This window comes from Rhodoferax ferrireducens, assembly GCF_003347515.1.
Taxonomy (GTDB): Bacteria; Pseudomonadota; Gammaproteobacteria; order Burkholderiales; family Burkholderiaceae_C; genus Rhodoferax.
In genome coordinates this window covers 193,528-207,923 of the sequence record NZ_QEII01000290.1, presented here as the reverse complement: position 1 = coordinate 207,923, position 14,396 = coordinate 193,528, and the positions used below count along the sequence as shown (strand labels likewise).

14 protein-coding genes are annotated in these 14,396 nt (G+C 60.8%); 6 read left to right on the top strand and 8 right to left on the bottom strand.

Annotated elements, in window-relative coordinates:
* Positions 1 to 38: 38 nt before the first annotated feature.
* Entirely contained in the window at positions 39 to 1,046 is a 1,008-nt protein-coding gene (locus C5P05_RS18550) for a D-2-hydroxyacid dehydrogenase family protein (protein WP_114971301.1), read from the top strand.
* A 12-nt stretch (positions 1,047 to 1,058) separates the two neighbouring features.
* Here C5P05_RS18550 and C5P05_RS18545 read toward each other — a convergent pair whose 3' ends face one another.
* On the bottom strand, positions 1,059 to 1,718 hold the full coding sequence (locus tag C5P05_RS18545; protein ID WP_114971415.1) for a glutathione S-transferase: 660 nt from the start codon (positions 1,716 to 1,718) through the stop codon (positions 1,059 to 1,061).
* A 118-nt stretch (positions 1,719 to 1,836) separates the two neighbouring features.
* Here C5P05_RS18545 and C5P05_RS18540 point away from each other — a divergent pair, with 118 nt between their 5' ends.
* From C5P05_RS18540 to C5P05_RS18520, 5 genes are all read left to right on the top strand, one after another.
* Positions 1,837 to 3,357, top strand: a complete 1,521-nt coding sequence (locus tag C5P05_RS18540; RefSeq protein ID WP_114971300.1) for a 3-hydroxyacyl-CoA dehydrogenase — start codon at positions 1,837 to 1,839, stop codon at positions 3,355 to 3,357.
* A 146-nt stretch (positions 3,358 to 3,503) separates the two neighbouring features.
* The gene (locus C5P05_RS18535; RefSeq protein ID WP_114971299.1) at positions 3,504 to 4,223 is read left to right on the top strand and encodes a Crp/Fnr family transcriptional regulator; all 720 of its coding nucleotides are present in this window, start codon (positions 3,504 to 3,506) and stop codon (positions 4,221 to 4,223) included.
* A gap of 23 nt (positions 4,224 to 4,246) precedes the next feature.
* A complete protein-coding gene (locus C5P05_RS18530) occupies positions 4,247 to 5,350 on the top strand; it encodes a phosphotransferase (RefSeq protein ID WP_114971298.1) in 1,104 nt (367 codons plus the stop codon).
* 48 nt (positions 5,351 to 5,398) lie between these two features.
* Complete coding sequence (locus tag C5P05_RS18525) at positions 5,399 to 6,673, top strand: acyl-CoA dehydrogenase family protein (RefSeq protein WP_114971297.1); 1,275 nt, start codon at positions 5,399 to 5,401, stop codon at positions 6,671 to 6,673.
* 4 nt (positions 6,674 to 6,677) lie between these two features.
* Complete coding sequence (locus C5P05_RS18520) at positions 6,678 to 7,382, top strand: glutathione binding-like protein (protein ID WP_114971296.1); 705 nt, start codon at positions 6,678 to 6,680, stop codon at positions 7,380 to 7,382.
* Positions 7,383 to 7,391: 9 nt separating this feature from the next.
* Here the strand turns inward: C5P05_RS18520 and C5P05_RS18515 are convergent, their stop codons facing one another.
* From C5P05_RS18515 to C5P05_RS18485, 7 genes are all read right to left on the bottom strand, one after another.
* Complete coding sequence (locus C5P05_RS18515; protein WP_114971295.1) at positions 7,392 to 8,630, bottom strand: HD-GYP domain-containing protein; 1,239 nt, start codon at positions 8,628 to 8,630, stop codon at positions 7,392 to 7,394.
* A 32-nt stretch (positions 8,631 to 8,662) separates the two neighbouring features.
* The gene (locus C5P05_RS18510; protein WP_114971294.1) at positions 8,663 to 9,808 is read right to left on the bottom strand and encodes a tetratricopeptide repeat protein; all 1,146 of its coding nucleotides are present in this window, start codon (positions 9,806 to 9,808) and stop codon (positions 8,663 to 8,665) included.
* On the bottom strand, positions 9,805 to 10,755 hold the full coding sequence (locus C5P05_RS18505) for an ExeA family protein (protein ID WP_114971293.1): 951 nt from the start codon (positions 10,753 to 10,755) through the stop codon (positions 9,805 to 9,807). Before C5P05_RS18505 ends, C5P05_RS18510 begins: the two co-directional genes overlap by 4 nt.
* Positions 10,755 to 12,482, bottom strand: a complete 1,728-nt coding sequence (locus C5P05_RS18500; RefSeq protein ID WP_198674777.1) for a secretin N-terminal domain-containing protein — start codon at positions 12,480 to 12,482, stop codon at positions 10,755 to 10,757. Before C5P05_RS18500 ends, C5P05_RS18505 begins: the two co-directional genes overlap by 1 nt.
* A 113-nt stretch (positions 12,483 to 12,595) precedes the next feature.
* Positions 12,596 to 13,051, bottom strand: a complete 456-nt coding sequence (locus C5P05_RS18495) for a hypothetical protein (protein WP_114971291.1) — start codon at positions 13,049 to 13,051, stop codon at positions 12,596 to 12,598.
* Positions 13,048 to 13,686: a hypothetical protein gene (locus C5P05_RS18490; RefSeq protein ID WP_114971290.1), complete on the bottom strand. Its 639-nt coding sequence runs from the start codon at positions 13,684 to 13,686 to the stop codon at positions 13,048 to 13,050. The genes C5P05_RS18495 and C5P05_RS18490 overlap by 4 nt, the downstream gene beginning before the upstream one ends.
* Complete coding sequence (locus C5P05_RS18485; RefSeq protein WP_114971289.1) at positions 13,683 to 14,387, bottom strand: PilN domain-containing protein; 705 nt, start codon at positions 14,385 to 14,387, stop codon at positions 13,683 to 13,685. The genes C5P05_RS18490 and C5P05_RS18485 overlap by 4 nt, the downstream gene beginning before the upstream one ends.
* Positions 14,388 to 14,396 lie beyond the last annotated feature (9 nt).

Here is a 14,396-nt window from a genome sequence, read left to right as displayed (position 1 = left end):
TCAGAATCACTGGTAAGCCCAAGGCACAATCACTCTTTATGAATATTGTGATTCTTGATGATTACCAGGACGCGGTTCGAAAGCTCGAATGCGCCGCCACGCTGGAAGCCTACCAGGCCAAGGTGTACACCAACACGGTCAAGGGCTTGGGCCAGTTGTCGGTCCGACTGAAAGATGCCGACGTGATTGTGCTCAACCGCGAGCGCACCCATATAACACGCCAGCTGATCGAGAAACTGCCCAAGCTCAAGCTCATTGTGCAAACCGGCCGGGTTGGCCCGCATGTTGACGTGGCCGCCTGTACCGAACGCGGCATTGCCGTGGCCGAGGGGACCGGCTCGCCGGTGGCGCCGGCAGAGCTCACCTGGGCACTGATCATGGCCGCCATGCGTCGCCTGCCGCAGTACATCGGCAATCTCAAGCATGGCGCTTGGCAGCAATCGGGCCTGAAAGCCGGCTCCATGCCACCAAATTTTGGCTTGGGGACTGTCCTCAAGGGTAAAACTCTCGGCATCTGGGGCTACGGCAGGATAGGCCAGCTGGTGGCAGGCTACGGCAAGGCCTTCGGCATGCGCGTGCTGGTGTGGGGCCGGGCACCTTCACGCGAAAAAGCCTTTCTGGACGGGTTTGAAGCCGCCTCCAGCCGGGACGAGTTTTTTGCGCAATGTGATGTGCTGTCACTGCATCTCCGGCTGGTGGATGAAACCGTCAGTATTGTCCGGCTCGATGATCTGGCGCGCATGAAGCCCACCGCCCTGCTGGTGAACACGTCGCGCTCCGAATTGATCGAGCCCGACGCCTTGATCGCCGGACTCAACCGTGGCCGACCCGGCATGGCGGCGGTCGACGTATTCGAGACCGAACCGATTTTGCAAGGCCATGCCCTGTTGCGCCTGGAGAACTGCATTTGCACGCCGCACATTGGCTATGTCGAGCAGGACAGCTATGAGATGTACTTTGGTGCCGCGTTTGACAACGTGATCAACTTCATCAAAGGCACGCCGACCAATATCGTCAATCCGGGTGCCTTGCAGGTCCGTCGCTAGACGGGTCCAGCCTTATTTTTTTGGACGCGTGGTCAACATAATCTCGGTATTGGTCTTGCGGTCCGCATTGACCGTTCTCACTGTCGCTCGTTCCCCCATCGCCCGGAGATAGTCTTTCACCGGCAACGCGACCAGCAAATCTTCCCCATAAATGATCTTGCAGGCGCTCGACACCACGGGCAAGTGAACGATGGCAGCGCAGTCTGCCAGCGTGAATTGCGGGCCTGCGATGAAGGGCGCAAACTTGGCCAATTTGGCAAAAGCTGCTATGCCTTGGACCAGCAGCTTGTGGGCACGCTCTTTGGTGCCGTCGCTGACTTTGCCGCCGAAAAAAGCCTCCGGATAAAGCTGGCGGGCGACCAGTTCCAGATGCAGTTCGATATAGACAACCAACTCGCGCACCTTGGCTGCGGCATACGGGTCCGCGGGCAGCAGCTTGTTCTGGGGGTAGACGGCCTCGATGTACTCGGCGCAGGCCATTGATTCGGAGATCGGGCCGTCTCGGGTTTGCAAAAACGGCACTTTACCCATAGGCGATCGGTCGATCAAGGTGGCGTGGGCCTGGCCCGTCCAGACCAGTTCCTCCTCAAAAACAACCGCCTTCTCCAGCAACTGGAGTTTGATTTTGTTGTAGTAATTACTGGCCGCAAAACCGCAGAGTTTGAGAGTCATGGCATTGAATAGGTTGGGTTGAAGCTGCTGGCCCGCAAGCAAACAGTCGCGGACACCCATGATATTCGCACAATGGACGGCACGAAACGCAACGCCGTACCGCGTCATAATTCTCCGCATGAAACCCATTTTTCTTAACGTTGGCATCGTTGGTGCCGGTGCCATGGGCCGCGGAATTGCCCAGATTGCCGCTCAGGCGGGCAGCACCGTGCTTCTGTTTGATATGCAGATTGAAGCTACACGCGCGGCACAGGCGACGGTTTTTTTGCAGTGGGACAAGCTCTGTGAGAAAGGCCGTCTGGACGCGGCCCAGGTCAGTGCCTGTAAATCCCGCCTGCATTGCGCGGACACGCTCGGGGCGCTGGTCGGCTGCGATCTGATCGTGGAAGCCGTGGTTGAGCGTCTGGAGGTCAAGACGAATCTGTTCGCCGAGCTCGAAGACAAGCTCAGTCCCAGCACGGTGCTGGCCACCAATACCTCCTCGCTTTCAGTGACCGCTATTGCGGCGCGCCTCAAGCGGCCGGCACAGTTTGCCGGCTTTCACTTCTTCAACCCGGTCCCCTTGATGAAGGTGGTGGAAGTCATCGCCGGGCTCAAAACCAGTGCCAGCGTCTGCTCCGACCTGGCGGCTTACGCGAAGCAATTGGGGCACACGCCGGTGCAGGCACAAGATACGCCCGGCTTCATCGTCAACCACGCCGGTCGGGGCTATGGCACCGAGGCGCTGCGCATCGTCAGTGAAGGTATCGCCGATTTCGCCACCATTGACCGTATTCTGAAAGACCAGATCGGCTTCAAACTTGGGCCCTTTGAACTGATGGACCTGACCGGACTGGATGTGTCCCATCCCGTGATGGAGTCGGTTTATCACCAGTACTATGAAGAGCCGCGTTACCGGCCCAGTGTCATCACCGCCCAGCGACTGGCCGGGGGCATGCTTGGCAAAAAAGTGGGCGAAGGTTTTTACCGCTATGAGGACGGTGTCGCCCAGATCAGTCTGGAACCGGCGCCGCCACAGGTGGACGAGATGCCGCCCGTGTGGGTGTCACCCCGCGCAGTACGTCGGGCCGAATTGCTTTTATTGCTCAAGAACCTGGGCGCAAAAATCGAGACCGGCAGCGCCCCCTCCGAGCTGGCCCTCACCTTGGTAGCGCCACTTGGTTTTGACATCACCACCATGGCGGTGGTCGAACGGCTCGACCCGGCACGCACCCTCGGCATAGACATGCTGGTGGACGATGCCACCACCCGGCGGCGCGTGTTGGCCACCAATCCTGCGACCCGGCCCGACATGCGCCGGGCGGCCCATGCGCTGATGGCCCGTGACGGCAAGGCCGTGAGTGTCATCCGGGACAGCGGCGGCTTTGTCACCCAACGGGTGGTGGCGACCATCGTCAACATCGCCTCCGACATGTGCCAGCAAAATATCTGTTCGCCCGCTGACCTTGAAACCGCCGTGACCCTGGGTCTGGGCTACCCGATGGGACCGCTGGCCATGGGCAATCTACATGGACCTACCAATGTGCTGGAAGTCCTGTTCAACATGCAAACCGTGTACGGCGACCCGCGCTATCGTCCCAGCCCCTGGTTGCGCCGACGCGGCGCCATCGGACTGAGCCTGCTACACGAAGAAGAATAAATACTTGGCCGCCCAGGCCGCTACCGTGTGCCTGCGTCCAGCATTTCGAATACCCGCGCTGCAGACGCGCAGGTGACAACCCTTAGCCCAGCGGTTCGTCCCCAGCGCGACAATGGGGACGTTTTCAGTCACCCAAAGGACAGGCCATGGACGATCCTATTCTTACCATCGATGAACGCGAGGCGATCAATTCCGGTCGCTGGTTCTCAACCCTCTCACCCTCACTGCGACACGACATTCTCCGATGCGCCTACGTCAAACGTTACAAAGACAGCGAACTGATCGCAGCGCGCGGCGAGTCGCCGGACGAATGGATTGCCTGTGCGCGGGGCGCCGTGCGGGTCAGCTCGACCTCCATTTCGGGCAAGCAGATTACGCTGACCTATGTGGAGCCGGGCATCTGGTTTGGCGATGTGGCCATCTTCGACGGCGACCGGCGCACCCACGATGCCTATGCCCATGGCGACACCACGACTTTGTGCGTAGCCCGAGCCGACTTCAAGAAAATTCTGGCGCTGCACACCGAGCTTTACGAAGCGCTGCTACGGCTGCATGCACGCCGCATTCGGCAGCTGTTCGGTCTGGTGGAAGATCTCAACACCCTGCCGCTGCGGGCGCGACTGGCCAAGCAGTTGCTGCATTTGGCTCGAAGTTATGGCGTGCCATCTTTGAGCGATGGCTCCGAGGTGCGCATCGGCCTGCAGTTGGCACAGGAAGAGCTGGCGCAGTTGCTGGGCGCATCCCGCCAGCGTGTCAACCAGGAACTCAAGTCCATGGAGCGCGAGGACGCCATTCGCATCGAACCGGGTGGTCTGGTGATTCGCGACCGCGACGCCCTGATGCGCATCATTGAAGCCGACACCTAGAGCAAACCAGGACATACCCCACCATGAGCGATTTCGATCATTTCACAGGCACCCAGGCCGTTAGCGACAAACAGGCGTTTGATGTTGGCGCGCTGTCCACCTGGCTGGCGCAAAACCTGCCCGGCTTCCGTGGTCCTTTGACAGTGGAATCGTTCAAAGGGGGGCAGTCCAACCCGACCTACAAACTCAACACCCCTTTGCTGAGCTACGTCATGCGCGCCAAGCCCGGACCGGTGGCCAAACTGCTGCCCTCGGCGCATGCAATTGAGCGCGAGTTCGCCGTCATGAGCGGCTTGCATGGCACCGATGTGCCGGTGCCCCGCATGCACTGCCTGTGCGAAGACGAAAGCGTCATTGGCCGGGCCTTCTACATCATGGAATTCATGCCGGGCCGCATCCTCTGGGATCAGACCCTGCCGGGCATGTCCACGGTTGAACGCGGCGCGATATACAACGAAATGAATCGCGTCATCGCCGCCCTGCACACAGTCAAGTTCGTGGATCGTGGCCTGGCCGCTTACGGCAAACCCGGCAACTACTTCGACCGCCAGATCAGTCGCTGGAGCAAGCAATATGTCGCCTCCGCCGACGGAGCGGGCCCCATGTCCCAGCCGATTCGCGAGATGGACCAGCTCATGGCCTGGCTGCCGCAGCACATTCCGGCGATGGCGCGGGCTGAGCACATGGTTAGCATCGTGCACGGCGATTACAGATTAGACAACCTGATGTTTCACCCGACCGAGCCGCGCATTGTGGCGGTGCTGGATTGGGAGCTGTCCACGCTGGGGCATCCCCTGGCCGACTTCAGCTACCACTGCATGGCCTGGCACATTCCACCGGGCGCATTTCGAGGCATCGGCGGGCTGGATGTGGCCAGCCTGGGTATTCCCACGGAGGACGAGTACATCCGCCTGTACTGTGAGCGCACCGGCCTGGCCACACCCGAAGAGCTCAAGGCAGACTGGAATTTCTACATGGCCTACAACCTGTTTCGCATCGCCGCCATCCTGCAGGGCATCGCCAAGCGTGTAGAGATGGGTACCGCCGCCAGTGCGCAGGCCGTGAGCTCGGCTGCCGGTGCCAAGCCGCTGGCCCAGATGGCCTGGAAATTCGCCCAGCAGGCATAAATCACCCGTCAATTCGCACCCTTTTCAACCGACACAACCGGAGACCCCATGGACTTTGACTACTCACCCAAAACAAAAGAACTCCAAGGCAAATTACAGGCCTTCATGGATGACTACATTTACCCCGCCGAGGGCGCCTATCACGCCGAGATCGCGGCCAACACCGTGGCTGGCAAACGCTGGACACCATTGCAGACCATCGAAAACCTCAAACCCAAGGCACAGGCCGCGGGCTTGTGGAACCTGTTTTTGCCGGTGGACAGTGCCGCCGCCTCCGGCTATACCGGTGCCGGCCTGACCAATCAGGAATACGCGCCGCTGGCCGAAATCATGGGCCGCGTGATGTGGTCCAGCGAAGTGTTCAACTGCTCGGCGCCCGACACCGGCAACATGGAAACCATTGCCCGCTACGGCTCCGAGGAAAACAAGGCGCGCTGGCTCAAACCCCTGCTCGAAGGCAAGATCCGCTCGTCCTTTGCCATGACCGAACCCGATGTCGCGTCCAGTGACGCCACCAATATCGAAACCCGCATCGAGCGCCAGGGCGACGACTACGTCATCAACGGCCGCAAGTGGTGGACCTCCGGCGCGGGCGACCCGCGTTGCGCCATCTACATCACCATGGGCAAGACCAACCCGGATGCACCGCGCCATTCGCAGCAAAGCATGGTGCTGGTGCCGGCCAACACGCCCGGCATCACCGTGGTGCGCGCGCTCAATGTGATGGGTTATGACGACGCGCCGCATGGCCACATGGAGGTGCTGTTTGAAAACGTCCGCGTGCCCGCTTCCAACATCCTGCTCGGCGAAGGCCGCGGCTTCGAGATCGCGCAAGGACGGCTTGGCCCAGGCCGCATCCACCACTGCATGCGCCTGATCGGTCTGGCGGAACGCGCCCTGGAATTGATGTGCAAACGCGCCTCGTCACGGGTGGCTTTTGGCAAGACCATCGCCTCGCAGACCGTGACCCAGGAGCGCATCGCCGAGGCCCGCTGCAACATCGACATGGCCCGGCTGCTGACCCTCAAGGCGGCCTGGATGATGGACATGGCCGGCAACAAATTTGCCAAAAACGAGATCGCCATGATCAAGGTGGTGGCGCCCAGCATGGCCTGCCAGGTCATCGACTGGGCGATACAAGTGCATGGCGGTGGCGGTATGTGCGATGATTTTCCGCTGGCCTACAGCTATGCCTGTGCACGCACCCTGCGTTTTGCCGATGGTCCGGACGAGGTGCACCGCAACTCCATTGCCAAAATGGAACTGGGCAAGTACGCGCTCAATCCCAAGCCGATCGAGATGCCCATCACGCGCGGCTGCTAGATTTATGATCAAGGTCTACTCCTGGCCCACCCCCAACGGGCACAAGGTTCATATCATGCTGGAAGAGTGCGGCCTGCGGCTGGGGCATGACTGGCAAGCCGTCCCCATCAACATTGGCGCGGGTGACCAGTTCAAGCCGGAGTTCCTGCAGATCAGCCCGAACAACAAGATTCCGGCATTGACTGACCCGCAGGGTCCGGATGGCAAACCCATCGCCTTGTTTGAATCCGGCGCCATCCTCTTGTACCTGGCCGCCAAGACCGGCAAGTTCCTGCCCAAGAGCGACCGGCAGAAGTTCGAAGTGCTGCAATGGCTCATGTTCCAGATGGGCGGCGTCGGCCCTATGCTGGGCCAGGCCCATCATTTCCGCATGTACGCGCCAGAGAAGATCGGGTATGCGGTGAACCGCTACACCAATGAGGCCAAGCGTCTTTACGGCGTGATGAACCGGCAGCTGACCCAACACCGCTACATCGCCGGCAACAGTTATTCGATTGCCGACATCGCCATCTTCCCCTGGCTGCGCAGCTGGAAGAACCAGGGCATTGACTGGGCTGACTACCCGCAGCTCAAGGCCTGGTTCGACAAAATCGCGGACCGACCCGCCGTGAAGCGCGGCGTTGCCGTGCTGGCCGAGCTGCGCCAGCCCCTCACCGGCGACAAGGAGCGCGACATTCTGTTCGGCAAGACCCAGTATCAGAAACGTTGAAATTGCAATTCACCAGTGTGCACCGGGCAGACCTGACCACAGCTCGTTCAGATCAAGGAAATGCCACTGGGCCGGATCTTCACGGGTGGCTATCTTGTCGTTGATGTCGGGACTGGACAGATCGATGACTTGCGGCACGATGCGAATATTCGATTTGGTGGAGTAAAAAACCTTGACGCAGGGCGTCGTCAAGGACTTGGCCGTTTGCTCCACCACGACCCCAATCCGTCCGGAGCTCAGACGCACCAGCGAGCCCACAGGGTAAATGCCGATGCTCTTCACAAACGCCTGAAAAACCGTGGGGTCGAAATGACCGCGCGTCCACTCGGCCATTTTGCGCAAAGACTCGGCCGGATCCCAGCCGGCCTTGTAGGGGCGATTCGAAGTGATGGCGTCATACACATCACACACCGCGCCCATCTTGGCAAAAAGACTGATCTCATCACCCTTCAGGCCTTTCGGGTAGCCGGAACCATCCGTTTTTTCGTGGTGATGCAGACAGACGTCCAGCGCCATGGGATCGACATTGATGCCGCCCAGCAGCATCTTGTGCCCCTCCACCGGGTGGCTCTTGATGACAGTGAACTCGGCCTCCGTGAGTTTGCCCGGCTTGTTGAGCACCGCCATCGGCATGACTGCTTTGCCCAGATCGTGCAACAGGCCGGCCAGGCCGGCGGATCGCGTCTGCGCATCATCCAAACCCAGTTGCCTGGCCAATGCCACCATCAGGGCGCACACCGCCACCGAATGCATGTAGGTGTAGTCGTCCACCGTTTTGAGACGAGCCAGACTGATGATCGCGCCGGGGTTGCGAGCCACCGAATCGGCTATTTCCTCAACCAGCAGCTTCGCGCCGTCCACGTCGACAGTGTTGCCCATACGCGCTTCTTCAAACATGGAGACCACCGCCTGCTTGGCCTGCAGGCAGATTCGGGTGGCGCGTTCAATTTCAAGGGCAGCGGGAACCGGTGCAATTTGCCGCTGCGCGTCGACCACCTGCCTTAACGCGGCCTCCACCTGGGCTTCAGATTCAGCCTCGGACACTGCTGATTCGCCAGGAGCGACATCCACGCCCTTGTCGCAGTCGATCCAAACCTCTTTGATGCTGCTGCTCAGGATCGCTTCAATATCTTTGGGATCAGTCAGAACAAAAGCCGTCCGCCAAAACGGATGCTCCATCCAGGAGCCACAAAACTCCTTGAGGTGCATCCCGAGGACGAGTTGATTAACGCTGATACGTTTGAGCATGGACGGTACGCAAGCCTGTCAAAGTATAGGACTCAGCGCTCACGCAATGGAACACCCAACTGGCGCAGATAGGTCGCCACTTCAGGACTGAGCACACCACCGCTACGGGCCTTCTCTGCCCACTCGGCCGCATTGGCAGTTTTCCCCTGTGCGGCAAGCGATACGGCGGCACCCAACATCCAGCGTGGCTCATCCGGTCGAAGCTTCAAAGCCATCAAATACGCCGCCGCTGACTCCTCATGGCGCCCAAGGCGCTGCGCGGCATTGCCCCGAATCGCCCAGACATCGGCAAATCCAGATAACGCAGGCTCCAGTCGGGTGAGCATCTCCAAGGCGTGGCTCACCCGCCCCTCTGCCAGCTCCATTCGCGCCAGTTCACGGGCCAGAGAGGCCAGCACCGAATTGCTGCCTGTTGACGTGCCGCTACGATTTTCCCGCTCGGCCGCGGCCAGCGCGTCGCGAAGCAGTTCCATGCCAGCTTCGCGGGAGCCCGCGCTCCAGAGACTCTGCGCCTGGGCCAATGCTTCCAGCGCAGGCGACCTGCGCTGCGGGCTTGGAGGAAGGTCCACGGCGACCGCTGGCGTGGTCGAGGTCACGGTCCGTTCATTGCGCGGCCGCTCCGTCGGCAAACGCTCTGGCACCGCTTGCGCCGTGCTGGCTGCACCCGTTCGGGAGGGCGTGGCAGGGCTTGGCAAGCCCTTGAAGGTGTTGTCCATCTTCAGCGACATATCCGCTGGGGCCGCGGCCGGCTCCAACACCCGCGCCTTTTGGACAACCGGCGCCGCGACTATCACCGCCGTTTGCGGCGCCTCAACGGGTGCGACAAGGGCAGGCACTGCACTGGCGGCAACAACAGGTACGACCACCGGCACGACCGCGCTCACCGGTACGGTCACTGCCGGTGTCGGTACAGGGGCCGCCTGATCCGCTTTGCGCTGCAGAAATTCGTGTTGATCCAAGTACCACCAGCCCGCCAACACGGCACCCAACAAGGTGATCGACGCGGCAAATGCGACCGCGAGACGCCGCGAAACAGGTCTGCGCCCGGTTCGGTCTGGATCATTCACAATCACCGTCCCGCTGGCCAGGCCTCTTCGCGACTCAAGGGCCTGAGCCGGGATCGCGCCAGCGCCCTGCCGGCTGTCCAGGTCACGCAACATCTTGTTGATCACGCTCACGGCGACTCTCCGGAAAAATCATCTTTGAACGGTTTGACCGATGCCGTAGCCTTGGTGACGCGTGACCTCCTGTCGCGCCAGAGGCCCTTGCAGCGCAACCAGGACGACACCCACCACGACACCGGTACCCACACGCCCGGCGTATCGGCCGCGGCCAGGCGCACATGGCGCACGTTCACGCGATGTTCGTTCTCCCCATACGCCAGCATCAAACACTTGTTTGCCAACACATTCACCAGCCGCGGCACACCCCGGCTGAAGCGGGCGATTTCCCGCGCGGCATTGGCCTCAAACACGCGGGTATCGGTGGCGTCGCTGATGGCCGCTGTCGCCAGGCGATGCGCCAGATAGGCCGGCACCCGGTCGGCCATCATGGGCCCCAGGTATTCACTGAAGGTGATACGTTGCAACAACTGGCGAATCTCAGGGCGCGCCAGCTTCTCGTCAAGCTCGGGTTGCCCCAGCAAAACGAGTTGCAGCAACTTCTGCTTTTCAGTCTCCAGATTCGACAGCAGGCGAAGACTCTCCACCGTGCGAACGGGTATCGCCTGCGCCTCGTCTATGCACACCACCACGCGACGCCCCGCCTCGGCATGGCGCAGCAGGCAGTCACGCAAGGCGTTGAGAACCTTGTGGCGGTTCAGCGGCGGCGCGACCTCAACCCCCAGCTCATGGATCAGGGCCATCAGCAGATCGTCCGGCCCCATGTCCGGATTGGGGATATAGGCCGTGACACATTCGCCTTGCAGGATTTTCAGCAGTTGACGGCACAGCACCGTTTTGCCGCACCCGACCTCACCCACAATTTTAAGAAACCCTTCGCCACTGCGCAGCGCGACCAACAACATGTTGAGCGCGGCCTGCGCGCCTTCATGGGGGTAGAAAAAAGCGCTGTCCGGCGTGATCGAGAACGGCGCCTCCCGCAGGGAAAAATGGCGCGAATACATCACTTCACGGGGCTTTTGGGTTTGGCGTCTTCCACGGTGCCGTCCATGCGAATCACGCGCGCGCGGGTCGTATCCATATCATCCAGCGCCGCGCGGGTGCGCCGGGTTTGCGCTTCCCAGTCCTGCTCCGTGCGGATGATGGTGGGCTTGATCAGCACCACCACTTCTTTTTTCCGCCCGGTGTTGGCACGGTTGCCAAAGAGGGTGGAGAACACCGGAACATCACTGGTCCCCGGCAAACCGGAAGACCGGCGATTGGATTCAATTTGCATCAAGCCACCGATGGCCACGATATTGCCATCCTGAACCCGCACCAGCGTATCGGTCTCATTCACGCTGCTCGACGCCAGCGGCAAACGGAAATTGCCGGCGCTGCCAAGATCGATTTGTTTGTTCTTTTCCGTCACGGCCGTAACCGAGGGATGAACGTGCAGCATGATATTTCTGCCCTCGTCAATCTGCGGCGTGACGTCCAGCGAAATGCCGGAAAAGAACTGGGTCAGCGTGAGTGTGGGCAGCGTTGTCCCGTTATTCGAATTCGTGCTGGACGTGGTCGTGGTACCGCTGGTGACACCGGTCACAAAAAAGTCTTCCGCGCCCACTTTGAGCACCGCTTTCTGGTTGTTCAGGGTGGCGATGCGCGGGCTTGAGAGAATTTGCACATCGCCCTGGGTTTCCAGAAAGCCCAGCACGGCCTGAAAGCCGTCCCTGGCAAATGCCAGTCCGAACAAGCCGGCGCCGGCCCCCGGGAGCGAGACACCATCGGCCAGCAAGGATGCGGTACTGGCAGAGAAGCCAGGCAGGTTGGTCTGAACGCCGCCGACCAAGGTATTGCTGGTCGTGTTGCCGCTGAGCACGCCCATCGAGCCCGTTGCGCCTCCCCCATTTTTCAGCGCCGACCAATCGATACCGCTTTGGTAACCGTCGCGCAGCTCAACCTCCACCACCTTGGCTTCCAGCATCACCTGGCGCTCTACGGCAATCTGCGCTGCTTTGAGAAATTTGTCGACCTGTCGCAATTCTTCGGGCATGGCTCGCACCGCCATGATGCCGGCCTGCGGGCTGGACGTGACACTGCGACCCTCGCCGCTGCCAATCAGACTGCGCGCGGCCCCCGCAAGTTCGGTCCAGAAATCAGATTTGGACGTGGTTGAGACCCGGCTGCCCTCTGGCTGCTGACTGCCCCCCGATGCGGGCGAGCCCGTGCCCGACGTAGCGCCGCCTGATGGGTTGGACTGGATCGCTGCACCCGATGAGACTCGCAACTCACTGTTGCCCGTACGCTGGGAGGTCGGATAATTGATCGTGAAAATGCGGGTCTGTAGCGTCGGCGCATAGATGATGATGCGTCGACCTTCCATCTTGTAGTCGTAACCATAGACATCGCGAATGGCCTCCAGCGCTTCGGCCACCGTCACCCCGCGCAGGGTCACCGACAGCGTGCCCGACACATCCGGGTGCATCAGCATGCTGTAGCGCGTGTCAGCCACAATCGCCAAAAACACCTCGCGTGCCTGAGCATTGTTCACCAGCAAATCCAACTTGGGCTCGGGCAACAAAGGCACCACAGGCGGCGCCGGCTCGGCCAGTGCGTCGCTGATGCGCGACGGCACGGCAACCGGTTTGGGCATCGCGGCCGGTGGCAAATCGGCTCGAACGGCCGCCCCCACATCAGGCGTGCGCAGCGGCCGATCAGCGGCACAGCCCGCGAGCATGCCAAGGCCCATCGCACAACACAAGGCGGTGATTGCGCACGGGCGCGTCCGCGCTACACGGCCCCCTTGTATGGGTTGAAAAATGTCGATCATGGCGGGGGCTTTTCGGGTCATTGAGATAGACATCACGGTTGAACGTCGGCGCAAGGAGCGGCGGGGGACGATGTTTTGGAGGACCTGGCTTTGCAGACAGGCATCGCGGCAAGCGGAGTCACCGTGCGACGCTGGACGCCGGGAAACTGGGACACTTTGCGCAACACGCCACCTTCGCGCAACCACACTTCTGTTTCACTGACGCGTTCAATACGGGCCTGACCCAGCTTTTCTCCCCGGGCATACAGACGCGTACCCACCGCCAAATAGGGGCGGCCATCGCGCACGATGATGGTCATGGCGCCAGGCTCAATGCTCAACGATCTCTCACCCGTTGCGGTGCTGGCAGGCCCAGCCTCGGCCGGAGGCTTCGTCGGATCGCGCAGGCCCTGTGCGTCAACCTGGTTGAACGAGAGAAACAGGAAGAGGCCCATGAGCCAGCCGAGCGGCGACGACCTGGTCATGGCAGAGTTAAAAAAATGCATCATGGCTGCACCCCGACCAAAAACAATTGCAGCGTCAGCTCAGGAGGCAACTTTTCACTTTTAAGTTTCATGGCGCCCCAACGCACATGCGGCAGCGCCTTCTCAAGCGTCTGCACGTATTGCGTTAAATCGGAATAGGGCCCCGACACGGTTAACTCCACGCCCTGGCGCGTGAGACCCACGGGCGCCGCCGTGGCCGCCGTCCCAGCGGTTGGGCCGACGCCTGCCTCGGGAGGCATGGTGGCGGTACGCACCAATGTCAATCCAGCATGCCGCTGCAACAAATGCGCAAGCACCTGCGCGAGAGGCGTGGTCTGCGCTGTAGTGGGCAACACGTCCTTGATGTTCTGGTTCACGCTGTCCACACGGGTTTTGACGGCAGCGATTTCATCGCGCACCGCCTTGTTGGTATCCACCGGCGTGGCGACGGTTTTCAGCTCATTGCGCGCACGCTGCAACTCAGCGCTTTGTTTTTCGAAACGCTGCGTCAATTGTTTATGCGCCATTTGCGCCGGTGACAGCCACAACACATCGGCCAAGGCCATGCAGCAGGCGATGACGGACAAGAACAAAAACACGCGCTCGCGCATGCTCAAGGCATTGATGCGCGCAGACTGCGTTTCCCACCAACGTTTCATGGCTTGCCCCCCATTGAGGCCGGTGCCAAAGGCTTGCCCAATTCACTCATCAGATTAAAAGACCACATGGGACGCGGCGTGGCGGCCACGGTGGACGACGCCGCTGGCACGGCCGGCACTGTCGCGCCGTTCACGGTTTTTATCAAGGCCACACTGGCATTCTCGACCTTGACCGTTGACAATTTTTGCCCTTTGAGGAGAGGGCTTGTGGCAAGTTTGAGCACCCAGTCGTTGAGCGCGGAGGGCTCAAGGGTAAAGCCGCTGACGTCCAGTTGGGATTCATCGGCTTTCACCTCCGTCACCCACACTTGGGAAGGAATACTCTGGGCCACCAGTTGCAGCCGGGCCGCATGACCCCAGCCCGGCCGGGATAGGCCACGCTGCAACGCATCCCGCAGCGCTTCACGCTGCAGCAACTCTGCTTGACGGCGCTGAAGGTCCTGCGTCAGGGACGCATCCACGGGTGCCGCACCCGCCTTGCCTTGCGCTATGGCTGATTGCAGGCTTTCAAGCTCGCGCGATTGCGTTGCCAGCGTTGTCTTGAACCCTTCACTGGCAACATTCAGGCTCCACACCCAATAGGCGCACAAGCCGCCACCCAAAACCACAAAAACGGCCAGAGCCTGCACCATGGTTTGGGCCGAAAAATAACGTTTCTGCGTTAACAGAATCGGAGCGCAGAGGTTGATTTGCTGAGACATGGTGGCAGG